Source organism: Salinilacustrithrix flava (assembly GCF_041228405.1).
Lineage (GTDB): Bacteria > Actinomycetota > Acidimicrobiia > Acidimicrobiales > Salinilacustritrichaceae > Salinilacustrithrix > Salinilacustrithrix flava.
In genome coordinates this window covers 720,958-742,166 of record NZ_CP133888.1, presented here as the reverse complement: position 1 = coordinate 742,166, position 21,209 = coordinate 720,958, and the positions used below count along the sequence as shown (strand labels likewise).

Sequence of the window (21,209 nt, the reverse complement as noted above, 5' to 3'; positions counted from 1 at the left end):
CGTTGCGTCAGGGCAGTCGGCTCAGGGAGGCGTAGCCCGCGCCCACCGCAGAGGCCTCGTCATCGGGGACGGAGCGGTCGGCGCTGGTGCAGTCCGAGGGGCCGAGCGGCGCCGCAGTGGGGGTCGGCCGCACGACGAGGCGCCCGCGCAGCGAGCCCGACCGACAGCTCGGCACGACGAGCCGGTGGACGGCTGCCGGCTCATCGAGGAGGGCATCGAGCTCCAGGTCGAGCACCTCGAGCAGCTGCATCGCCGCCGCGGCGTGGTCGACCTGGTCGCCGCCCTCCACCACCACCACGAGGGCCGGGACGCCGGCGTCGGCCGCCGCAGCGGCAATCGCCTCCGCCGCTCCGGGGGTGTCCGTGCGGTCGATGCCGACGACGACGAGCTCGGGCACGTGGCCGGTCGCGGCGATCGACGAGGCCACCAGATCGGTGCCGTTCACGCCCGTGACCGGGAAGCCGCTCATCGTGATGCCGCCATCCGACGACGTCCCTGCTGCCGCGATGGCCACCCGGATGTCGGGACGTTGGGCGAGGGCGGCGGCGGCCGCATCGAGGCCCGGGTCGGCCGCGCCACCGGAGTGGGTGAGCAGCACGGTGAGCGAGGTGGCGGCGTGCGGAGCCGGCGGCAGGGTGTCCCGTGCGCTCGCCAGCTCGACGAGCTCCATCGTCTCGGCCGCAGCCACGTCGGGTGCCGCGCTGTCGGACCCGCTGCCCACGCCGCAGGCGCTGAGCACCAGCACCAGTGCGACGGCACATCCCCCGAGCCGGAACCGCATCTGGGGCCAGTGTGGACCTGGCGTCCCGGCGATGGGTGGATGGTCCGCCGGTACGCTCCGAGGTCGTGGACATCGCAGCGTTCCAGGCCACCATCGCCGCCACCTACGGCGAGCGAGACGCCGATCGGGGCACCGCGCCGACGGTGGCGTGGCTGTGCGAGGAGGTGGGGGAGCTGGCCCAAGCCGCCCGCAAGGGCACGCCCGAGCAGCAGCTCCACGAGCTGGGCGACGTCATCGCCTGGGTCGCGTCGCTGGCCCACCAGCTCGGGCTCAGCCTGGACGAGGCCGCCCAGCGCTACGCGGCCGGCTGCCCGGTGTGCGCCTCGATGCCCTGCGACTGCTGACGCGGAACCGAGGAACGCGGTCAGCTCCGGCGGCGGAGCAGCTCCTCGGCGATCTGGATCGTGTTGAGCGCGGCGCCCTTGCGGAGGTTGTCCCCCGACAGGAACAGGGCGAGGCCGTGCTCGACGGTGGGGTCGACGCGGATGCGGCCGACGAGGGTGTCGTCGATGCCGGCCGAGTCCAGCGGGGTCGGCACGTCGGCCAGCTGCACACCGGCGGCGCCGGCCAGCAGCTCGCGGGCCCGGTCCGGGGAGATCGGACGGGAGAAGCGGGCGTTGATCGACAGCGAGTGGCCGGTGAACACGGGTACCCGCACGCACGTACCGGAGACGAGCAGGTCGGGAAGGCCGAGGATCTTGCGCGACTCGTTGCGCAGCTTCTGCTCCTCGTTGGTCTCCTCGAGGCCGTCGTCGACGAGGTCGCCGGCGAAGGGGAGGACGTTGAAGGCGATCGGCTTCACGAAGTTGTCCGGCTCACCGAACTCCGCGGCCCGGCCGTCGTGGGTCAGGCGGGGAGCGTCGTCGCCGACCTTGCGGACCTGGGAGTCGAGCTCCTCGACGCCGGAGAGGCCGGCGCCGGAGACGGCCTGGTAGGTCGACACCACGATGGCCTCGAGGCCGGCCTCGTCGGCCAGCGGCTTGAGCACCGGCATGGCGACCATGGTCGTGCAGTTCGGGTTGGCGACGATGCCGATGGGCAGGTCGTCCAGCGCGTCGGCGTTGACCTCGGGTACGACGAGCGGCACGCGGTCGTCCATGCGGAACGCGGAGGAGTTGTCGATCACGACGGGGCCGGAGGCGGCGATGCGCTCGGCCAGGGCCCGGGAGGCGGTGGCGCCGGCGGAGGCGAGGACGACGTCGAGGCCGGAGTAGTCCGCCTCGGTGGAGTCCTCGACGGTGATCTCGGTGTCACCCCACGGCAGGGTGCGTCCGGCCGAGCGGGCCGAGGCGAAGTACCGCAGCTCGTCGACCGGGAAGTTTCGTTCCGCCAGGAGGCGCCGCATGACGGCACCGACCTGGCCGGTTGCTCCGAGGATTCCTACGCGCATGGGACCAAGGGTACGGGCCTCGGCCGCGCGTCTCACATCGAGATGTCAGGACCTCAGCGGGTCCTCAGTCGGCGTCGAGGCCGAACGCCGTGTGCAGGACCTGGACGGCGTCTTCGACCTGGGACTGCTGGATCACGCAGGAGATGCGGATGGCCGAGGTCGAGATCATCTCGATGTTGATGTCGTTGTCGGCCAGGACCTGGAACATCTTCGCGGCGACGCCCGGGTTCGACTTCATGCCGGCACCGACGACCGACACCCGGCCGATGTCGTGGTCGAAGCCGACGCCGGCGTTGCCGACGTGGCCCGACAGCGAGTTGATGAGCTCGGTGGCCCGCTCCGCGTCGGAGTGGGGACAGGTGAAGGAGATGTCGGTGCGGCCGTGGTCGGACACGTTCTGCACGATCATGTCCACGTTCACGCCGGCGCCGGCGAGGGACGTGAACATCTGCGCGGCGACGCCCGGCTGGTCTGACACCCCGGAGACGGTGACCTTGGCCTCCGAGGTGTCGTGGGTGACGGCGTTGACGACGGCCTGTTCCATGTCGGTGGTCTCCTCGGTGACGATGGTGCCCGGCTCCCACGTGAAGGCGGACCGGACGTGGAGCTTGACGTGGTGGCGGCGGGCGAACTCGACGGAGCGCATCGCCGGCTTGGGGCAGCCCGTCGCCGTCATCTCGAGGAGCTCGTCGAAGCTGATCTCGGCCATGCGGCGGGCCTTGGACACGATGCGGGGATCGGCGGAGTAGACGCCGGCGACGTCGGTGTAGAGCTCGCAGAACTCGGCGCCGAGGGCGTGGGCGATGGCGACGGCGGTGGTGTCGGAGCCACCCCGGCCGAGGAAGGTCACGTCGCGCTCGAGCGACACGCCCTGGCTGCCGCCGATGACCGGGATGTAGCCCTCGGCCAGCGCGTCGGCGATGCGCTCGGGCCGCAGCTCGAGGATCTTGGCGTCCTTGTGGGTCGTGTCGGTGATGAATCCGGCCTGGGAGCCGGTGAAGGACTGCGACGGCACGCCCAGGTCGCTGATGGCCATCGCCACCAGCGCCATGGCCTTGCGCTCACCGGCGGTGATGAGCATGTCCATCTCCCGGCCGGGCTGGGTCGTGGAGACGTCGTCGGCGAGGCGGAGCAGCGAGTCGGTCTCCTTGCCCATGGCCGAGACCACCAGCACCACATCGGTGCCGCGGCGCTTCGTGCGCACGGCGTGCTCGGCCACCTCCCGGATGCGCTCCGGGTCGGCCACCGACGTGCCGCCGAACTTCTGGACCGTGATCACGGCGGTCGAACCTACCGAGGCCACGGTGCACGCGGCCAAAGTCCCCGATGGTGCCGTCAGGCCGGAGCGGAGCGCCGGCGAGCGGGCTGCGCGGGGATGGACGCCGACTCCGTGTACGTGGGGCTCCCCGCAGCGACGAAGGAGCGAGGAAGCCCAGTCAGAGCGTCTCGACGAGGGCGTCCCAGTCGCGCAGCTGCTGGAGGGTCTGGGTCTCGGTCGAGTGCAGCAGCGAGCAGATGGCGCGCAGGTCGTCGCGGCGGATGGAGAGCACCCGGCCGTTGAAGTCGCCCCGCTCGAGGATGATGGACCGGGCGTAGCGGTGCACGGCCTCGGCCTCGGGGATGCCGGACAGGGCGACCAGGTCGAGGATGACCTTCGAGGGCCGGTCGCTGTCGTCGTCGTCGTCGCTCTCGCCGAGGAGCACCGACATCGGTACGTCGTAGAACTCGGCCAGCTCGCGCAGGCGGGGCAGGCTCAGGTTGCGGAAGCCGCGCTCGTAGGCGCCGATGGCCGAGGCGCTCCACTGCCCGCCGCTCTCCCGCTCGACGTCGTCGAGGGACAGCTTGCGCAGCCGTCGTACGGCGCGCAGGCGCTGGCCGACCTCGACAGAGAACGAGGAGAGGCTGTCGTCGTCGCCTGCCATCACAGCCTCCCGCACTCCATCCGACCGTGCGCACACGGATCCGCCCTCAGGTTGCACGGAGCGTAGCGAAGGGCGTGGCGCAGGTCACGCGCGGGGCGCAGGTGGCCTGGCTGCGTGCGGACGGCCACGGCTCGGGACGGCATCGCTGCGCTCCGTGTGACTCGCGCTCCGGCGGGCGGGGCGGGTACGGTCCGCGCCCGTGGGTACCTCCAAGCGCGAGCGCCAGAAGCAGGCGCGACACGAGAAGATCGAAGAGCTGCGCCGCCAGGAGCAGCGCCAGGCCACCCGCCGTCGCGGGATCCTGATCGGCCTCGGCATCGCCGCCTTCCTGGCCTTCGCCATCGGCTACTCGGTGCTGACGTCCGACGACGGCGGTGACGACGAGGTCGCCACCGTGGACGACCCCGAGACCGACGGCACCGAGGAGGAGACCGCCACCGACGGCGAGACTGCCACCGAGGACGACGGCACCACCGACACCACCGAGGCGACGTCCGAGACGACCGAGACCACGGTCGCCGGGGTGCAGCCCGGCGACACGGAGTGCCCGCCGGCCGACGGGTCCGCCGAGCGCCAGATCGACTTCGACGGCCCGTTCCAGGACTGCCTGGAGGACGGCGTCGACTACCAGGCCCGCTTCACCACGACCGAGGGCGAGGTGCTCGTCGACCTGCTCGAGGAGCAGATGCCGAACACGGTGAACAACTTCGTCGCCCTCGCCCGCTACGGCTACTACGACGACACGCTGCTGTTCCGCACCGACCCCTCGATCGACATCATCCAGGGCGGCTCGCCCCACACGCAGGACAACACCGACCAGGGGCCGGGCTACAACATCCCCGACGAGGGCGGCGAGTTCGCGTCGGACCCGGCCACCGGCCAGTACACCGGGCCCTTCACCTACGAGGAGGGCCAGCTGATCATGGCCCGCTCGATGGGGCCGGACTCGTCCTCGGCGCAGTTCTTCTTCAGCACCGGCCCGAACGTGGAGCTGCTCGACAGCCAGGGCACCTACCTGCTGTTCGGTGACGTGGTCGAGGGCCTCGACGTGCTCCAGGAGATCATCGGCCTGCACGAGGCCGACGACAGCGGGCTCGGCGGCGCGCCGAGCCGGGACGTCACGATCGAGTCCGTGGAGATCCTGGAGCTCTGAGCGGCGACCGCCGCCGGGACCGCTCGGTCCGCGGCAGCGTGAACCGGAACGTGGCGCCCCCACCCGGCGTCTCATCCACCCAGATGCGCCCGTCCAGGCGCTCGATGGACTGCTTGGCGATGTGCAGGCCCAGCCCCACGCCCTGCTGGGCGCGGGTCAGGTGGTTCCCGAGACGCGTGAACTTGTCGAACACGCGGGTGCGGTCCGAGCGCGGGATGCCCGGGCCGTGGTCGATGACGCTCGTGATGAGCTCGTCACCGTCGGCCTCGACCACCACCTCGACGGCCCCGTCGCCCTCGGCGTACTTCAAGGCGTTGGACAGCAGGTTGGTGAGGACGCCCACGGCCAGGCCCTCGTCGGCCAGCACCGGCCCGGCATCGGGATCCACGTCGAGGGTGATGGTGCGGGAGGGATCCTGGCGGCGGACCAGCTCGACCTGCTCGAGCACGCGGTCGGCCCAGTCGACCTCGGTCCGTTCGACGACCATGCCGCTGGCGTCGAGCTGGGTGGAGCGCAGCAGGGAGTCGACGAGGGCCTCGAGCCGGTGCTCCTCGCGGATCATGATCTCGTAGATGCGCGCCCGGTCCTCGGTCGTGAGCTCGGCGTCGCGCCGCGCCAGGGTGTGCAGGAACCCCTTGATCGGCGTGAGCGGCGTCCGAAGCTCGTGGGACACCTGGGCGATCCAGCCGTCCTTGTCGTCCTGGAGCTTCTTGCGGGCGGTCTCGTCCCTCGCCACCGCCACGTAGCCGCCGTCGGAGAGCGGCGCGTACGAGCAGGTGAGCCACCGCTCCTCGCCCCCGGCCTCGATCTGCAGCACCACGCCGGTGACCGGCCGTCCGGCCCGCCCGGGATCTGCCGAACCGGTGGCCGGCTCGCCGTTCTCGGCCGTGGGGCGGAACGACTGGCTCACGTGCTCGCCGACGGCGAGGTCGGCGGGCACGCCGGTGATCGCCTCCATCGCCGGGTTCCACGCCCGGACCCGGAGGTCGGACGCGACCGAGAAGATGCCGTCGGAGGACGAGCCCACCAGATCGGCCAGCGTGCGGCGCTCGGTGCTGACGTCGGTCAGCAGGGACAGCTGGTGGAGGGTGGTGGAGACCCGCTCGGCCAGGGCGTCGAGGATGCGTTCGTGGCGGGCGGCGTAGGGCCGGCCGTCGGCCCGGGCGGAGACGGCGATCGAGCCGCACGGCAGGCCGGCGTCGTCGAGCAGCCGCATCCGGGACCCGGAGCCGTAGACGTCCTCGGTGGCGGTCGGGCCGGCGGCGACCCGCACGGTGTCGCCGATGCCCTCGATGAGCACGACGGCGCTGCGGGCACCGAGCAGCGCGATGGCGTGCTCGGCGAGCTCCCGTGCCGCTTCGTGGGTGTCGGTGGCCCGGGCGAGGGCGAGCTCGGCTTCGCGCAGGCGATCCAGCTCGGGGGCGGTGAGGGTGACCTGGCCGCGTCGACGGACCTCGAGGCCGACGAGGGCGGCGACCACCGCGGCGACGGCCGCGGTCAGCACGGCCCCCTGCACCAGGGCGACGACGACGGCGACCACGGCCAGCACGGCAGTGGCGCCCTGCAGGAGCGCGCCTCGCTGGTGCGGATCGGGGAACCTGTTGGCCATCTGTCCTCCGGGCAGTGTCGACGCCGCCGGCCGACGGGGTGAGTGTCGCGTTCGTCCGGCCCGCGCCGCCATGACCCGTTCGGGTCATCTTCGGTGCGAAAGGGACGATCAGGCGGGTTCGGCGGGAGGTGCGCCCTCGCCGGGCGGCAGGGCGTGGTGGGCGACGCCCTCGAGCACCTGGCGCAGCCAGAGCTGCAGGGTCGGGACCCGGTGCCGGCGGATGTCGATGACCGAGAGGCCGGCGACGCGCAGCTCGGCCGGGATGTCGCGGTCGGGCCGCCAGCCGGTGAGCCCGCGGAGGGGCGGGGTGACCAGGCGCTGGATGCGCCCGGGCAGGCCGACCTGGGAGCCCGGCTCGATGAACAGGACCCGGCCGTCGTCGGCGAGCACCTGGCGCAGGGACCGCAGCGTCTCGCTGAGGTCGGCGCTGGCGGCGAGCTGGAACACCGAGACGACGGTGTCGAACCGCTCGCCGGCGTCGGCCAGGGCCGCGAGGCGGGGGTCGCCGGCGCCGTCGAGCACCGTCGCGTCGGAGACGCCGTCGGCCCGGGCCCACAGGGTGCGGTGCATGTCGGCGCCGCCGAGGTCGAGGAGGCGACCCCGACCGCGCCGGGTGAGGGCGCGGCGCCGGGCGCGCACGAGCAGCTGGGCCTCGGGCGGGAGCGTGCGCTCGTACCCGGTGGGGATGATGCCGGAGTCCGCGATGGGCTCAGTCTCGCTTTTTCGGGCCCCTGGTTACCGCTCGGTACGGTGTGACGCATGACGATCAAGAGCGTGGGCATCATCGGTTCGGGGATCATGGGGTCCGGCATCGCACAGGTCGCAGCGACCTCCGGCTTCGACGTGGTGCTGCGCTCCCGCAAGCACGAATCGGCCGAGCAGACCGTGGCCGCCATGCAGAAGTCCCTGGAGAAGCTCGTCGCCAAGGAGCGGATGAGCCAGGAGGACGCCGACGCGGCCGTCGCCCGGGTCACCGCCACCTCCAAGCTCGACGACCTCGCCGACTGCGACCTGGTGATCGAGTCCGTCGTCGAGGACCTCGCCACCAAGGTCGCCCTCTTCAACGACCTGGACCACCACTGCAAGGACGACGCCATCCTGGCGACGAACACCTCGACGCTGTCGGTGATCGAGATGGCGGTCGAGACCCGTCGTCCGGAGCGGGTCTGCGGCGTGCACTTCTTCAACCCGGCCCCGATGATGAGCCTGGTCGAGATCATCAAGACGCTGGTCACGTCGGACGCGACCATCGCCGAGGTGCGCCAGTTCGCCGAGGCGTGCGGCAAGTCCCCGGTCGAGGTCAAGGACCGCGCCGGCTTCATCGTGAACCACCTGCTGTTCCCGTACCTGAACAACGCGGTGCGGATGCTGGAGAACGGCACCGCCAACCGCGACGACATCGACTCGGCCATGAAGGGCGGGGCCAACTTCCCGATGGGGCCCTTCGCCCTGCTCGACCTGGTCGGCCTCGACACCTCGCTGTCGATCCTCGACGCCCTCTACGACGAGTTCCGTGACCCGCACTACGCGGCCTCCCCGATGCTGCGCCGCATGGTCAGCGCCGGCCACCTCGGCCGCAAGTCCGGCGCCGGCTTCTACGAGTACTGATCCGGCCGCGGGCCCGACCCGCACCCGAGGACGAGCGAAGGCCCCGGCGGTGCCGGGGCCTTCGTCGTCGTGCGTCCTGCTGGTGGGCTGGGTGCGACAACGGCACTTCCATCCCCCGTTCCGTCCGGCGCAGACCGCGCGGATGTGACGATCTCCTTGCGATCCACCAGGGGTGCGGGAGGACGAATCGGCTGACCAGCCAGGCGTCGGAGAGAATCGGCCCGATGCCCGTCGAGCCCCCACCCTGCGCCTGGTCGTTCCCCGACGTGGACACGGCCGACGAGTCCGGCGTGGTCGGCGTCGGTGGGGACCTCTCGCCCGGCACGCTGCTGCACGCCTACCGCAGCGGGCTGTTCCCGATGCAGGTGGACCGGGGCCGGACGCTCGCCTGGTGGTCGCCCGACCCCCGCGGGATCCTCCCGCTCGACGGGTTGCGGGTGTCCCGGTCCCTGCGCCGGTCGTGCGCCCGCTTCGAGATCCGTGTCGACACCTGCTTCGACGAGGTCGTCGCCAGCTGCGCCGACCCCAAGCGCCCGCACGGCTGGATCACCGAGGAGATCCGCCAGGCCTACCGCCAGATGCACCGCCTCGGCTGGGCCCACAGCGTCGAGGCCTGGTCACGGGAGGACGGCACGCTCGCCGGAGGCCTCTACGGCGTGTCGGTCGGCGGCCTCTTCGCCGGCGAGTCGATGTTCCACCACCAGCGCGACGCCTCCAAGGTCGCCCTCGTCGGCCTGGTCGACGTCCTGTCCGCCGATGGCGTGGACCGCCTGCTCGACGTCCAGTGGACCACCGACCACCTCCGCTCCCTCGGCGCGATCGACGTCGCCCGGAACGACTACATCGACAGGCTCAGCGTTGCGCTGCGCCTGCCGATGCCGCCGGCCTTCACCTAGTTCTGGCAGTGGTGGTGTCGCGGCCGCCGACCGTTCTGGCAGCGACCACGGAACACCCGGTCGGTCAGCCCTTGCCGCCCTTGCCCTTGCCGGCCGGCGGGCCGCCCTTGCCGGGCTTCTCGGCGGATTCGACGGCCTGCGTCTCGACGGTGTCCTCGGTGGGGGGCGCCTCGACGGTGTCCTCGGACTCGTCGGCGACGGGCTCGCTGGGCTCGGTCGGCGCCTTCTTGCCGCCGGCGACGCTGGCCACGCACTGACCGTGGTTCTTGAAGCCGTTGGCCTCCAAGTCGTCGCACGGTGCGCCGCCCTTGGCGGCGGCGGAGACGACGGCGCCGTGGTTGTCCTTCGGAGCCTCGGGCTCCTCGGTGACCTCGCCGGTGAGCTCGTCCCCGCCAGTGAGGTCGTCCCCGTCGGTCGTGCCGTCGGTCGTGCCGTCGGTCGTGTCGTCGGTCGTGTCGTCGGTCGTGTCGTCGTCGGTCCCGTCGGTCGTGCCGTCGTCGGTCCCGTCGGTCGTGCCGTCGGTCGTGTCGTCGTCGGTCCCGTCGGTCGTGCCGTCGTCGGTCGTGCCGTCGTCGGTCGTGCCGTCATCGGTGCCTTCGTCCGTCTCTTCGACGACGATCTCCTCCTCAGCGGAGGGCTCGTCGGTCGCGACGACCTCGGCGAGGGCGAAGCTGGCGCCGCCGATCACGGTGACACCCGTGATGGCGACGATGGCGGTCTTCTTGGCAAAGATGGCTGCGACGGTGCGGATCATGGACGCGACTTCGGCGCGTCGTCAGCCGTCCTTGAGGGGCCAGTTCACAGATGATCCGATCGACCCAGCCCAGACCGGAAGTGACCGCAGGTGCGGCGGTCAGGGAACCGGGGTCGTGGCGTTGCATCAGCGCAACGCCACAGCCCCAGGACGTTCAGGCGACGTCGTAGCCGGCGTCGTCGATGGCCGAGCGGACGGCGGCGTCGTCGAAGCTGCCGGCGACGGTGACGGTCTTGTCGTCGATGGACACGTCGACGGACTCGACACCGTCGAGGGGCTTCACGGCGCCGGTGATCGCTTCGACGCAGTGGCCGCAGGAGATGTCAGGCACGTTGTAGGTCTCGGTCGACATGGGTCGACTCCTCTCGCTCGGGGGATGGGGCGGATCGGGTGCTGCGGAACCGGCGGAGCCGCAGGGAGTTGGTGACGACGAAGACGCTGGAGAAGCCCATGGCGCCGGCGGCGATCATCGGGACGAGCAGGCCGAAGGCGGCCAGCGGGATGGCGGCGGTGTTGTAGGCGAAGGCCCAGAACAGGTTGCCCTTGATGGTGGACAGCGTGCGGCGGCTGAGCGCGATCGCGTCGGCCACGCCGCGGGGATCGCCGCTGACGAGCGTGAGGTCGGAGGCCTCGATGGCCACGTCGGTGCCGGTGCCGATGGCGATGCCGAGATCGGAGGCGGCGAGCGCCGGTGCGTCGTTCACGCCGTCGCCGACCATGGCCACGACCCGGCCGGCGTCCTGCAGGCGGCGGACCTCGGCCAGCTTGTCGTCGGGCAGGACCTCGGCCAGCACGGTGGTGATGCCGACCTGGGCGGCGACGGCCTCAGCCGTGCGGCGGTTGTCGCCGGTGAGCAGCACCGTCTCGAGCCCCATCTCGCGCAGCGCCGAGACGGCCTCGACCGCGCTCGGCTTCACGGTGTCGGACACCGCGAGCACGCCTCGGGCCCGCCCGTCCCAGCCGGCGAGCACCGCGGTGCGGCCCTCGGCCTCCTGGGCCGCAGCGGCGGCCTCGACCTCGGGCGGGACCTCGTCGAACAGCAGGCGACGTCCGACCAGGACGTCGACGCCGTCGACCGTGCCGTGCACGCCCTTGCCCGCGAGGTTGCGGAAGCCCTCCACGGGTCGGTGGTCGGTGGTGGCGGCGGCGATGGCCGTCGCGATCGGGTGCTCGCTCATGGCCTCGAGCGACGCGGCCCGGCGCAGCAGCACGGCATCGTCGACGTCGGGGTCGAGCGACTCGGCCGAGACCAGCTGCATGCGTGCCTCGGTGAGCGTGCCGGTCTTGTCGAAGACGACGGTGTCCACGGAGCGGGTGCGCTCGAGGATCTCGCCGCCCTTGATGAGCACGCCCATCTGGGCACCCCGTCCGGTGCCGACCATGATCGCGGTGGGGGTGGCCAGGCCGAGGGCGCAGGGGCAGGCGATGATGAGGACGGCGACGGCGGCGGTGAAGGCATCGTCCGCGCCGTGTCCGGTGAGGAACCAGCCGGCGAGCGTGGCGGACGCGATCAGGAGCACGATCGGCACGAACACCGCGGAGATGCGGTCGGCGAGGCGCTGCACCGGGGCCTGGCTGCCCTGGGCCTCCTCCACCATGCGCACGATCTGGGCGAGCGCGGTGTCGGCGCCGACCCGGGTCGCCTCGACGACCAAGCGGCCGTCGGTGCTCACCGTGGCGCCGATGACCTCGTCGCCGACCGACTTGTCGACGGGCACGGGCTCGCCGGTGAGCATGGACTCGTCGAGGGCGGACGCGCCGTCGACGATGCGGCCGTCGGTGGGCACCTTCTCGCCCGGCTTCACGATGAAGCGCATGCCGACGGCGAGGTCGTCGACGGCGATCTCGCTGCCGTCCTCGAGCGTGGCGGTGCGGGCGCCGAGGTCGGCCAGGGCGCGGATGGCCTCGCCGCTGCGGCGCTTGGCCCGGGCCTCGAACCACTTGCCGAGCAGGATCAAGGTGATGATCACGGCGGCGGTCTCGAAGTAGACGTGGGCGTCGCCGGTGGCCGGATCGCCCATGCCCGCCATGCTCATGTCCATCGTGCTGTCGCCGGCACCGAGGAAGAACAGGGCGACGGTGGACCAGAGGTAGGCGGCGAGGGTGCCGATGGACACGAGGGTGTCCATGGTGGCGGCGCCATGGCGGGCGTTGAGCAGCGCGGCCCGGTGGAACCCGATGCCGCTGACGAACACGACCGGGGTGGTGAGGGCGAACACGACCCACGCCCAGCCGTCGAACTGGAGGGCCGGGATCATCGACAGCGCCACGACAGGCACGCTGAGCACGGCGGCGATCACCAGGCGTCGGGTGATCGTGCGGATCCACTCGGCCTCGGCCGCCTCGTGGTCGGCCTCCTCGGGGACCGAGTAGCCGAGCTTGGTGATGACGGCCTCGAAGTCGTCGCTGGCCAGCCGCTCGTCGTCGAAGATCACGGTGGCCCGGGCCGACGCCAGGCTGACGTTGGCGTTCTCGACGCCGTCGAGCTTGTTGAGGCCTCGGGAGATGCGAGCGGAGCACGCCGCACAGGTCATGCCTTCGACGGGGAGATCGACCCTGGTGCGCATGCGGTCACCGTACCACCGATGTCTCATACCCCCAACCCCTATCTGGTATGATGGCCAGATGCCCGGCTACACGATGAACAAGGACCAGTACCAGGCTCGCCTCCGGCGCATCGAGGGCCAGGTGCGCGGGTTGCAGCGGATGGTCGACGAGGACACCTACTGCATCGACGTGCTCACGCAGATCGCGTCGGTCACCAAGGCGCTCCAGGGCGTGGGCATGGGGTTGCTCGACGAGCACATCCGCCACTGCGTGAAGGATGCGGCCGAGGCCACCTCCGGCAGCGAGGAGGGTGCCGTGGACGAGTTCGACGCCAAGGTCGAAGAGGTCATGTCTGCCGTGTCGAGGATGCTGCGGACCTGAGCTCGCGCCGGCCCCTACGGTGCCGACATGCACCTCGGCGTCATGATGTTCCCGACCGACAAGGCCATCGATCCGGTCACGCTGTCCAGGGAGGTCGAGGCTCGGGGCTTCGAGTCGCTCTGGTTCCCCGAGCACTCCCACATCCCGACCTCACGGGCGACCCCCTGGGGCGGCCGGGAAGGTGCGCCGCCGCTCCCCGAGGAGTACTGGCGGACGCACGACAGCCTGATCAGCATCGGTGCCTGCGCCGCCGTCACGTCCACGCTGAAGCTCGGGACGGGGATCTGCCTGGTCGCCCAGCGCGACCCGATCTGGCTCGCGAAGGAGGTGGCGACCGTCGACCGGATCTCCGCCGGACGGTTCCTCTTCGGCATCGGCTACGGCTGGAACAAGGAGGAGCTCGCCCACCACGGCGTGCGCTACGCCGACCGGCGCGAGGTGCTGCGGGAGCGGGTGCTCACCTGCAAGCAGCTCTGGACCCAGGACGAGGCGAGCTTCGATGGTGAACACGTCCACCTCGAGCCGTCGTGGTCCTGGCCGAAGCCGGTCCAACGACCGCACCCGCCGGTGATCCTCGGCGGGGCCGCCGGACCGAAGACCTTCGCCCACATCGCCGAGTTCTGCGACGGGTGGATGCCGATCGCCGGCCGTCACGCCCTCGTCGACCAGCTCGACGGTCTGCGGGCGGCGTGCGAGGCGGTCGACCGCGACCCGGCCACGGTGGAGCTGGGCCAGTTCGCCACCCCTGCTCGTCCCGAGGCGCTCGAGGAGCTGGCGTCGGCCGGTGTCTCCCGGGCGGTCTTCGGCCTGCCTCCCGGCGACGCCGACACGGTGCTGCCCCTGCTCGACCGCTACGCCGAGCTGCTGACCGCCGCGCCCTGACCGGCACCGCTGTTCCAGAGCACGGGCCGTCCCAGGTGGCGGGTGCGTGCGCCGGTGCCCGAGAATGGCGCCATGGCCGACGTGCGACATGAGCGTGACCGCCCCTGGATGATGCGGACCTATTCGGGTCACTCCACCGCCAAGGCGAGCAACGAGCTGTACCGCACGAACCTGGCCAGGGGGCAGACCGGCCTGTCGATCGCCTTCGACCTGCCCACCCAGACCGGCTACGACCCCGACCACGTGCTCGCGCGTGGCGAGGTCGGCAAGGTGGGCGTCCCGGTGGCTCACCTCGGCCACATGGACACGCTTCTCGACGGCATCCCCCAGGACCAGATGAACACGTCGATGACCATCAACGCCCCGGCGGCGTGGATGCTCGGCCTGTACGTGGCGAACGCCGAGAAGAAGGGCATCGAGTCCAAGGCGCTGCGCGGCACCACGCAGAACGACATCGTCAAGGAGTACCTGTCGCGGGGGACCTACATCTTCCCGCCGGTCCCGAGCCGCCGGCTCATCGTCGACATGATCGCCTTCTGCGCCGAGTGGATCCCGAAGTGGAACCCGATGAACGTGTGCAGCTACCACTTGCAGGAGGCCGGAGCGACGCCGGTGCAGGAGATCGCCTACAGCCTCGCCAACGCCATCGGCGTGCTCGACGCGGTCAAGGAGTCCGGCCAGGTCGACGACGACCGCTTCGCCCAGGTGTTCGGCTCCATCTCGTTCTTCGTCAACGCCGGCATCCGCTTCGTCGAGGAGACGGCGAAGATGCGGGCCTTCACCCAGCTGTGGGAGCGCATCGGTCGCGAGCGCTACGGCGTCACCGACGACAAGGCGCTGCGGTTCCGCTACGGCGTGCAGGTGAACAGCCTCGGCCTCACCGAGCAGCAGGCCGAGAACAACGTGCAGCGCATCGTGCTCGAGGCCCTCGGCGTCACGCTGTCCAAGAGCGCCCGGGCCCGGTCGATCCAGCTGCCGGCCTGGAACGAGGCGCTCGGCCTGCCCCGCCCGTGGGACCAGCAGTGGTCGCTGCGGGTGCAGCAGGTGCTGGCCCACGAGACGGATCTGCTCGAGTACGAGGACATCTTCGACGGGTCCCACGTGATGGAGGGCCTCACCGCCGAGCTGGTCGAGGCCTCGTGGGCCGAGATGACCGACATCCTCGACCTCGGCGGCGCCTTCGAGGCCATCGATGAGATGAAGGGTCGCCTCGTCCGCAGCCACGCCGAGCGGATCCGGCGCATCGAGTCCGGTGACCAGGTCGTGGTCGGCGTCAACGCGTACACCGAGACCGCGCCGTCGCCCCTCGGCGGCGAGGACTCGATCATGAAGGTCGATCCCGGCGTGCAGGACATGCTCATCGCCGACGTGCAGCAGTGGCGATCCGAGCGGGACAACGACGCCGTGAAGCGCAGCCTCGACGAGCTGCGACGGGTGGCCGAGTCGGGCGACAACATCATGCCGGCCACCATCGACCTGGCCCACGCAGGCGGAACCACCGGCGAGTGGTCGGGCCTGCTGCGCGAGGTGTTCGGCGAGTACCGGGCCCCCACCGGCGTCGCCGCCGCGGCCGGCCACGGCACGAGCCAGGGCCTGCGCGACGTGGCCGAGAAGATCAAGGCCCGCCCGTCGGGCCCGCCCCGCCTGCTCGTGGCCAAGCCCGGCCTCGACGGCCACTCCAACGGCGCCGAGCAGATCGCCGTGGCCGCCCGCGACGCCGGCTTCGAGGTCATCTACCAGGGCATCCGCCTGACGCCGGCCCAGATCGCCCAGGTCGCTGCCGACGAGGACGTCGACGCCATCGGGCTCTCGATCCTGTCCGGCAGCCACCTCGAGCTGGTGCCCGAGACGGTTCGCCTCATCCGTGAGGCGGGCAGCGACGCACCCGTCATCGCCGGCGGCATCATCCCCGAGGACGACCGGAGCGTGCTCACCGAGGCTGGCGTCGCCGCCGTGTACACGCCGAAGGACTTCGACCTCACCAAGATCATGGGCGAGATCCTCGACCTGGTCAGCGAGTGACGATGGGACGGCGGGGGTGAGCCGGGCGGGGGGACGCTGGGCCGTCGTGGCGGCGGCCGTGGTCGCCGGCGTGGCGGGCGTGCTGGCCGTGGTCACCGCGGCAGCCGTCCCGGCCGTGGTCGCCGGCGTCGCCAGCGCCCTCGTGGCCGTGCTCGTCCTGATCGAGGACCCGCAGGAGCACGAGCCGGCCCCCCAGCCGTCGGAGCCGGTGCCGACCGGCACCGTCGCACCGGCTGCCCCTGAGGTCGACGACGACGTCGATCCGATCCGGGCGATCTTCGAGTCCGGCCCTCCCGCCGGCGGCAGCGGCATGCTCGGGCCGGAGTTCCTGCTCACCACCCTGCGGGGCCGGGTGGCCGTCGCCCGTCGGGCGCTGCGCCCATTGTCGGTGGTGTGCTTCGAGGCCTACGACATGGCCCCCGACGGGTCCACCACCGCGCTCGTGCCGGCCGACGACGTGGCCGCCGTGCTGCGTCGGACCCTGCGTGAGGCCGACGTGGCCGGCCACCTCGACGGCCACGCCTTCGTCTGCATCCTCGAGGACACCGGCGAGAACGGCGCCGTCTGGACCGCGGAGCGGGTCCGTCGGAACCTGCTCGAGGGCGGTCGCTCCCGCCGCTTCCGCGCCGGGGTCGCCTCCTACCCGGCGCACGGCCTCGAGCCCGAGGAGCTCGAGGAGAAGGCCCGCGCCGCGCTCGAGGCGGCCCGGGACTGGGCGACCGATCGCATCGAGGTCGCCGGAGCGCCCTGAGCCTCAGCGCGAGGGAGGCGCAGGAGCGGCCAGGGGGAGGACCGGTCGGGCACCGGGCATGACCTCGAGCCCGTCGGCACCCGCCACCTCGACCTCGCCGCCCTCGACGGTGACGGTCAGGGTGCAGCCGGCGACGCGGATGCCCTCGACCCGGAGCCGGGCCATGGAGTCGAGCAGGGTGGGCTCGAGCCACACCCTGCCCTGCACCGCCTGCGGGTCGAGGCGCAGCATGGCTCGCAGCCACAGCAGCGGTGCGGCCGCAGCCCACGCCTGGGGCGAGCACGAGGTGGGGTAGCCGGCGGGGACGCCGAGCTCGTCGATGCTGAAGCCGGCGAAGAGCTCCGGCAGGGCGCCCCGCTGGTGCCCGGCCGCCGCCAGCTGGCCCTCGATGATCCGGTTGGCGTGGTCGACCATCCCGTAGCGGGCGAGTCCGGCGGCGGCGATGGCGTTGTCGTGGGGCCAGACCGAGCCGTTGTGGTAGCTGACCGGGTTGTAGGCCGCCATCGAGGCCGCCATCGTCCGCACACCGAAGCCCGAGAAGGAATCCGGGGCCAGCAGGCGATCGGCGACCAGCGGGGCCAGCTCGGGATCGACGATGCCCGTCCACAGGCAGTGCCCGACGTTCGAGCACACCGCGTCCACCGGCCGCTTGTCGGCGTCGAGCGCGAGGGCGAACGTGCCCTGCTCCTCCAGCCAGAAGTCCTCGTTGAACCGGCGTCGCAGGGTGCGGGCCTTCTCCGCCCAGCGGTCGTGGCCGGCGACGTCGCCCATCTCCTCGGCGAAGTGGGCCCGGGCCAGGTAGGCGGCGTACACGTAGCCCTGTGCCTCGCACAGCGCGATCGGCGTCCGGGCGAAGGTGCCGTCGGCGAAGCGGATGGCATCCCAGGAGTCCTTCCAGCCCTGGTTGGCCAGGCCCCGCTCGTCGGAGCGCTCGTACTCGACGTAGCCGTCACCGTCGCGGTCGCCGTGGTGCTCGATCCACTCGAGCGCCCGGTCCGCGTGCGGCAGCAGCCGATCGGCCATCTCGTCGTCGGGGTCCCACCGGCGAAGCTCACCCAGGAGCATGACGAACAGGGGAGTGGCGTCGACGGTCCCGTAGTAGATGTCGCCGCCCCCGAGCGCGAGCCCACCGGCCTGCCCGAAGCGCATCTCGTGCAGGATCCGACCCGGTTGCTCCTCGGTGCGGGGGTCCTCGTCCTCGCCCTGGAAGCGGGCCAGGGTCTCGAGGACCCCGTGGGCGAGGGACGGATCGGCGATGAGGGTCATCCACGCGGTGAGCAGCGAGTCGCGGCCGAAGACCGTCATGAACCACGGGGCGCCGGCGGCGAGGATCGGGAGCTCGGGGTGGTCCGGGTCGAAGATGCGCAGGGCGCCGAGGTCGTTCGCCGAGCGCTCGATGGTCTGGGCGAACCCGGCGTGGTCGGTCTCGATCTGCGGGAGCCGGGCATGCCACTCCTCCAGGCGACGGGTCGGCTCCGGGTGGGCACCGTCGAGCCCGGCGAAGTGGGGGACGATCGGGACGCCGTCGAGCTCGACGGTCACCTCGATGACGACCTCCCAGCTCGCCCCCGGGGCGAGCGAGGCGCGCCACGCCGCCCTCCCCGGTTCGACCTCGGCATCCTCGGAGAGCGAGATCGTGACGACCTTGGTGACCCGGTCGGCGTCGTGGGTGAAGCGGAGCCGCCCGGGTTCTGCGTCGGCGCGGTGCCGGCCCCGCCGCTCGACCCGGCTCTCCTTCACCGCGAACAGGTCGGCGAAGTCCACGTCGCAGCTGAGCTCGACGAGCAGCGGGACGGTGTCGGCCCCGTGGTTCGTGATGCGGAGCCGCTCCTGCATGCCGAGGCCGACGTACCGGGACCGGAACAGCACGAGGCTTGCGTCGGCGTGGCCGGCGTCCGGTGCCCCCCGTCCGGCGAACCGTGCCGAGAACGGGGTGTCGAGCTCGACCGCGAGCGGTTCGACGCGGTGCCCGTTGAGCAGCAGCTCCCACCGGGACAGGATCCGGGTGTCGAGGACGAACAGGCCGTTCGGGAGGTCGGCGCGCATGTCCCCGCTCCGACCGGACAGGGCGAAGGCCTGCCCGGCCACGAGCGTCACCGTGCCCTCGGCGTGGCCGAGCGGCGCGACGGCGGTGGTCCCGGCGAACGGTGACGGGTCGCTGGTCATGGACGGACCAGTCCGGGCTGGCTCGCGCGCTGCTCGATGACCCGCTCGAACAGGGCGAGGTGGTCGGCGACCATGCGCGAGACGCTGAAGCGGCGCTCCGCGTCCTGCCGGCAGGCGTCGCGGTCGAGTCCGTCGACGTCGGCCAGGCGGCGGGTGAGGTCCGCGACGTCGTCGCACAGGTACCCGGTCCTGCCGTGCTCGACGATCTCGGGAGCGGCTCCCTCGCGGAACGACAGCACGGGCGTGCCGCAGGCGAGCGCCTCGATCATCACCAGCCCGAACGGCTCCGGCCATCGGATCGGGTTCACCAGCGACCGGGCACCCCGGAGCAGCTCGAGCTTGCGCTCGATCCCGACCTCGCCGACGTACTCGATGCGGTCGTCCAGCAGCGGCTGCACCTGCTCGGCGAAGAACGACCGCTCCAGCGGCTCCTGCATCTTGGCCGCGAGGAGCAGGCGCACACCGGCCTCGCGCGCCGCGAGGATGGCGCGCCGGGCGCCCTTCTCCGGCGCCATGCGGCCGAGGAAGAGGTGGTACTCCCCCCGGTCGTCGCCGGCGCCGTCACCCTCGGAGTAGCGGTCGAGATCGATGCCGTGGTGGATGACGGCGTCGATCGGCAGGCCGGCCCGGATGCCCCGCGCCGCCTGGTCGTGGCTGATGGCGATGAGGGCGACCTGGTCGGTCACGGCCCGGTAGAGCGTGATCAGCTCCTTGTTGAACGGGCCGTGGTTGGTGGTGACGACCGGCAGCTCGGGGTGACGCCGGGCGTACACGGGGCCGATGAGGGTGTGGTCGTGCACCACGTCGGCGCCCCAGTCGAGCATGGCCTCGTACCCGTGGATCAGGTGGTGGAGCTCCACGACCGCAGCGCCGAGCCGCTCCCGGTCGCCTCGCTCGAGGATCCACCCCTTCGGCACCGGGCACGTGGAATCACCGGTGGTCCAGAGGAAGACGTCGTGGCCGGCGGCGAGGAGGCCGCGTGCCAGCCGATCGATCACGGACTCCGTGCCGCCGTAGCCCTCCGGTGGGACGGAGACCCATGGCGGTGCAACGATCCCGATGCGCATGGCCGATCGCTCCCTGTTCGTCGAGCGTGGACCGCAGAGGCGGGGCCGCTCGTCGGACCCGAGCGTAAACCCCCGCCGGCGTCGGCGTCCCGAGGAGTGGTGACCTACGTCGGCGGCCGTCGGTCCGCCAGCTCCGAGAGCACCTCGTCGGTGTCGGCGCCGAGCGGCCGGCCGGTCCAGCGGATGCGGCCGGGGGTGGCGGACAGCCGAGCGACCAAGCCCTGCATCGGGGTGCCGTCGACCTCCGCCACGGAGCCGCGGGCCTGCACGTGGGGATCGGCCAGGACCTCGTTCATGGAGTACACGGGAGCGCACGCGGCCTGCGCCTCCTCGAACGCCGCCAGCACCTCGTCCCGGGTCCGCGCGCCGATCCACTCGGCCATGCGTGCGTCGATCCGGCCCCGTGCCGCGACCCGGCCGTCGAAGGTCTGCAGGGTCTCGTCGTCGCCCAGGCCGACCAGCTCGAGGACGCGGCGGGCCACGGACTCCGCTGACGTCGACACCGCGACCCAGCCGCCGTCGGCGCACTGCCAGGTCCCGCGGGGGACGGTGTAGGGGACTCCCGATCCGAGGCGGGGCTGCTCCCATCCCTCGACCGCTGCCGCCGAGACCAGCGGCCCCATGATCTGCAGCAGGGACTCGAGCAGGTTCACGTCCACGACCTGTCCGACCCCGGAGTGGACGGCGACCATGGTGGCGAAGGCCGCGGTGAGGCCGGTGACCTCGTCGGTGAGGGCGATGGGCGGCAGCAGCGGCGCCCCGTCGGGCTCGCCGGACAGGGAGGCGAAGCCGGACATGGCCTCGGCGAGCGTGGCGAAGCCGGCGCGGCCGGCGTAGGGGCCGTCCTGCCCGAAGCCGGTGACCCGGGTGATGACGAGATCCGGGTTGCGCTCGTGGAGCACGTCGGGCCCGAGGCCGAGGCGCTCGAGCGTGCCGGGCCGGAAGTTCTCGACCAGCACGTCGGCGCCGGCGCACAGGTCGAGCATGTCGGCGCGGCCCCGGTCGGTCTTGAGGTCGAGCACGATGGCGCGCTTGCCCCGGCCGAGCAGCTTCCAGAAGTAGGTGACGTCGTCGTCGGGGTCCCGCCGGAACATGTCTCGGGTGCCGTCGCCGCTGCCGGGGCGCTCGACCTTGATGACGTCGGCGCCGAAGTCGGCCAGGTAGCGGGCGCACGCCGGCCCGGCGAGCACGGTGGACGCGTCGATGACCCGCAGGTCGGCCAAAGGAAGATTCATCGCGACAGGTACCTCGCGAGTTGTGAGGCGCAGCCGAGCAACTCG

Annotated in this window: 20 protein-coding genes; 8 read left to right on the top strand and 12 right to left on the bottom strand. The window is 71.9% G+C overall.

The window, feature by feature from the left end; translation table 11 throughout:
- Positions 1 to 7 precede the first annotated feature (7 nt).
- Positions 8 to 781 (bottom strand): hypothetical protein, encoded by a 774-nt coding sequence (locus RGQ06_RS03580; RefSeq protein ID WP_432429257.1) that lies wholly within the window; start codon positions 779 to 781, stop codon positions 8 to 10.
- Positions 782 to 846: 65 nt separating this feature from the next.
- Here RGQ06_RS03580 and RGQ06_RS03575 point away from each other — a divergent pair, with 65 nt between their 5' ends.
- Positions 847 to 1,125, top strand: a complete 279-nt coding sequence (locus tag RGQ06_RS03575) for a MazG nucleotide pyrophosphohydrolase domain-containing protein (protein ID WP_432429258.1) — start codon at positions 847 to 849, stop codon at positions 1,123 to 1,125.
- A 20-nt stretch (positions 1,126 to 1,145) separates the two neighbouring features.
- Here the strand turns inward: RGQ06_RS03575 and RGQ06_RS03570 are convergent, their stop codons facing one another.
- The 3 genes from RGQ06_RS03570 to RGQ06_RS03560 all read right to left on the bottom strand — a co-directional run bounded on the left by RGQ06_RS03570 (position 1,146) and on the right by RGQ06_RS03560 (position 4,093).
- Positions 1,146 to 2,171, bottom strand: coding sequence for an aspartate-semialdehyde dehydrogenase (locus RGQ06_RS03570; protein ID WP_432429259.1), 1,026 nt, complete (start codon positions 2,169 to 2,171; stop codon positions 1,146 to 1,148).
- Positions 2,172 to 2,235: 64 nt separating this feature from the next.
- Positions 2,236 to 3,450 (bottom strand): aspartate kinase, encoded by a 1,215-nt coding sequence (locus RGQ06_RS03565; protein WP_432429260.1) that lies wholly within the window; start codon positions 3,448 to 3,450, stop codon positions 2,236 to 2,238.
- 157 nt (positions 3,451 to 3,607) lie between these two features.
- The gene (locus RGQ06_RS03560; protein WP_432429261.1) at positions 3,608 to 4,093 is read right to left on the bottom strand and encodes a transcriptional regulator; all 486 of its coding nucleotides are present in this window, start codon (positions 4,091 to 4,093) and stop codon (positions 3,608 to 3,610) included.
- Positions 4,094 to 4,292: 199 nt separating this feature from the next.
- On the opposite strand from RGQ06_RS03560, the gene RGQ06_RS03555 reads away from it, so the two are divergent.
- A complete protein-coding gene (locus RGQ06_RS03555; RefSeq protein ID WP_432429262.1) occupies positions 4,293 to 5,246 on the top strand; it encodes a peptidylprolyl isomerase in 954 nt (317 codons plus the stop codon).
- Here the strand turns inward: RGQ06_RS03555 and RGQ06_RS03550 are convergent.
- Positions 5,212 to 6,855 carry an ATP-binding protein gene (locus RGQ06_RS03550; protein ID WP_432429263.1) on the bottom strand — a complete coding sequence of 548 codons (1,644 nt, stop codon included), beginning with the start codon at positions 6,853 to 6,855 and terminating at the stop codon, positions 5,212 to 5,214. The two genes, RGQ06_RS03555 and RGQ06_RS03550, sit on opposite strands and share 35 nt — an antisense overlap.
- Positions 6,856 to 6,963: 108 nt before the next feature.
- Positions 6,964 to 7,494 (bottom strand): methyltransferase domain-containing protein, encoded by a 531-nt coding sequence (locus RGQ06_RS03545; RefSeq protein ID WP_432429264.1) that lies wholly within the window; start codon positions 7,492 to 7,494, stop codon positions 6,964 to 6,966.
- Between the two features lie 120 nt (positions 7,495 to 7,614).
- Between RGQ06_RS03545 and RGQ06_RS03540 the strand changes: the two genes are divergently transcribed.
- Positions 7,615 to 8,463 carry a 3-hydroxyacyl-CoA dehydrogenase family protein gene (locus tag RGQ06_RS03540; protein WP_432429265.1) on the top strand — a complete coding sequence of 283 codons (849 nt, stop codon included), beginning with the start codon at positions 7,615 to 7,617 and terminating at the stop codon, positions 8,461 to 8,463.
- Positions 8,464 to 8,687: 224 nt separating this feature from the next.
- Positions 8,688 to 9,359 carry a leucyl/phenylalanyl-tRNA--protein transferase gene (gene aat, locus RGQ06_RS03535; RefSeq protein ID WP_432429266.1) on the top strand — a complete coding sequence of 224 codons (672 nt, stop codon included), beginning with the start codon at positions 8,688 to 8,690 and terminating at the stop codon, positions 9,357 to 9,359.
- A 64-nt stretch (positions 9,360 to 9,423) separates the two neighbouring features.
- Here aat and RGQ06_RS03530 read toward each other — a convergent pair whose 3' ends face one another.
- From RGQ06_RS03530 to RGQ06_RS03520, 3 genes are all read right to left on the bottom strand, one after another.
- Positions 9,424 to 10,113 carry a hypothetical protein gene (locus tag RGQ06_RS03530; RefSeq protein WP_432429267.1) on the bottom strand — a complete coding sequence of 230 codons (690 nt, stop codon included), beginning with the start codon at positions 10,111 to 10,113 and terminating at the stop codon, positions 9,424 to 9,426.
- A gap of 154 nt (positions 10,114 to 10,267) precedes the next feature.
- Positions 10,268 to 10,465 carry a heavy-metal-associated domain-containing protein gene (locus tag RGQ06_RS03525; protein ID WP_432429268.1) on the bottom strand — a complete coding sequence of 66 codons (198 nt, stop codon included), beginning with the start codon at positions 10,463 to 10,465 and terminating at the stop codon, positions 10,268 to 10,270.
- Positions 10,437 to 12,680 carry a heavy metal translocating P-type ATPase gene (locus RGQ06_RS03520; protein WP_432429269.1) on the bottom strand — a complete coding sequence of 748 codons (2,244 nt, stop codon included), beginning with the start codon at positions 12,678 to 12,680 and terminating at the stop codon, positions 10,437 to 10,439. The genes RGQ06_RS03525 and RGQ06_RS03520 overlap by 29 nt, the downstream gene beginning before the upstream one ends.
- A gap of 58 nt (positions 12,681 to 12,738) precedes the next feature.
- Between RGQ06_RS03520 and RGQ06_RS03515 the strand changes: the two genes are divergently transcribed.
- From RGQ06_RS03515 to RGQ06_RS03500, 4 genes are all read left to right on the top strand, one after another.
- Positions 12,739 to 13,041: a metal-sensitive transcriptional regulator gene (locus RGQ06_RS03515; RefSeq protein WP_432429270.1), complete on the top strand. Its 303-nt coding sequence runs from the start codon at positions 12,739 to 12,741 to the stop codon at positions 13,039 to 13,041.
- A 27-nt stretch (positions 13,042 to 13,068) separates the two neighbouring features.
- A complete protein-coding gene (locus RGQ06_RS03510) occupies positions 13,069 to 13,923 on the top strand; it encodes an LLM class F420-dependent oxidoreductase (protein ID WP_432429271.1) in 855 nt (284 codons plus the stop codon).
- Positions 13,924 to 13,995: 72 nt separating this feature from the next.
- Positions 13,996 to 15,945, top strand: coding sequence for a protein meaA (locus RGQ06_RS03505; RefSeq protein ID WP_432429272.1), 1,950 nt, complete (start codon positions 13,996 to 13,998; stop codon positions 15,943 to 15,945).
- 16 nt (positions 15,946 to 15,961) lie between these two features.
- On the top strand, positions 15,962 to 16,696 hold the full coding sequence (locus RGQ06_RS03500; RefSeq protein WP_432429273.1) for a GGDEF domain-containing protein: 735 nt from the start codon (positions 15,962 to 15,964) through the stop codon (positions 16,694 to 16,696).
- A 3-nt stretch (positions 16,697 to 16,699) separates the two neighbouring features.
- On the opposite strand, the gene RGQ06_RS03495 is transcribed toward RGQ06_RS03500, so the two are convergent.
- The 3 genes from RGQ06_RS03495 to RGQ06_RS03485 all read right to left on the bottom strand — a co-directional run bounded on the left by RGQ06_RS03495 (position 16,700) and on the right by RGQ06_RS03485 (position 21,164).
- Entirely contained in the window at positions 16,700 to 18,862 is a 2,163-nt protein-coding gene (locus RGQ06_RS03495) for an amylo-alpha-1,6-glucosidase (RefSeq protein ID WP_432429274.1), read from the bottom strand.
- A complete protein-coding gene (locus RGQ06_RS03490) occupies positions 18,859 to 19,929 on the bottom strand; it encodes a glycosyltransferase family 4 protein (protein ID WP_432429275.1) in 1,071 nt (356 codons plus the stop codon). Before RGQ06_RS03490 ends, RGQ06_RS03495 begins: the two co-directional genes overlap by 4 nt.
- 104 nt (positions 19,930 to 20,033) lie before the next feature.
- Positions 20,034 to 21,164: a CaiB/BaiF CoA transferase family protein gene (locus RGQ06_RS03485; protein ID WP_432429276.1), complete on the bottom strand. Its 1,131-nt coding sequence runs from the start codon at positions 21,162 to 21,164 to the stop codon at positions 20,034 to 20,036.
- Between the last annotated feature and the right edge of the window lie 45 nt (positions 21,165 to 21,209).

Bases quoted from the DNA above. Each gene is read 5' to 3' on its own strand.
- RGQ06_RS03580 (WP_432429257.1), bottom strand. From the start codon at position 781: ATGCGGTTCCGGCTCGGGGGATGTGCCGTCGCACTGGTGCTGGTGCTC.
- RGQ06_RS03570 (WP_432429259.1), bottom strand. From the start codon at position 2,171: ATGCGCGTAGGAATCCTCGGAGCAACCGGCCAGGTCGGTGCCGTCATG.
- RGQ06_RS03560 (WP_432429261.1), bottom strand. From the start codon at position 4,093: ATGGCAGGCGACGACGACAGCCTCTCCTCGTTCTCTGTCGAGGTCGGC.
- RGQ06_RS03550 (WP_432429263.1), bottom strand. From the start codon at position 6,855: ATGGCCAACAGGTTCCCCGATCCGCACCAGCGAGGCGCGCTCCTGCAG.
- RGQ06_RS03540 (WP_432429265.1), top strand. From the start codon at position 7,615: ATGACGATCAAGAGCGTGGGCATCATCGGTTCGGGGATCATGGGGTCC.
- aat (WP_432429266.1), top strand. From the start codon at position 8,688: ATGCCCGTCGAGCCCCCACCCTGCGCCTGGTCGTTCCCCGACGTGGAC.
- RGQ06_RS03530 (WP_432429267.1), bottom strand. From the start codon at position 10,113: ATGATCCGCACCGTCGCAGCCATCTTTGCCAAGAAGACCGCCATCGTC.
- RGQ06_RS03525 (WP_432429268.1), bottom strand. From the start codon at position 10,465: ATGTCGACCGAGACCTACAACGTGCCTGACATCTCCTGCGGCCACTGC.
- RGQ06_RS03520 (WP_432429269.1), bottom strand. From the start codon at position 12,680: ATGCGCACCAGGGTCGATCTCCCCGTCGAAGGCATGACCTGTGCGGCG.
- RGQ06_RS03515 (WP_432429270.1), top strand. From the start codon at position 12,739: ATGCCCGGCTACACGATGAACAAGGACCAGTACCAGGCTCGCCTCCGG.
- RGQ06_RS03510 (WP_432429271.1), top strand. From the start codon at position 13,069: ATGCACCTCGGCGTCATGATGTTCCCGACCGACAAGGCCATCGATCCG.
- RGQ06_RS03505 (WP_432429272.1), top strand. From the start codon at position 13,996: ATGGCCGACGTGCGACATGAGCGTGACCGCCCCTGGATGATGCGGACC.
- RGQ06_RS03495 (WP_432429274.1), bottom strand. From the start codon at position 18,862: ATGACCAGCGACCCGTCACCGTTCGCCGGGACCACCGCCGTCGCGCCG.
- RGQ06_RS03490 (WP_432429275.1), bottom strand. From the start codon at position 19,929: ATGCGCATCGGGATCGTTGCACCGCCATGGGTCTCCGTCCCACCGGAG.
- RGQ06_RS03485 (WP_432429276.1), bottom strand. From the start codon at position 21,164: ATGAATCTTCCTTTGGCCGACCTGCGGGTCATCGACGCGTCCACCGTG.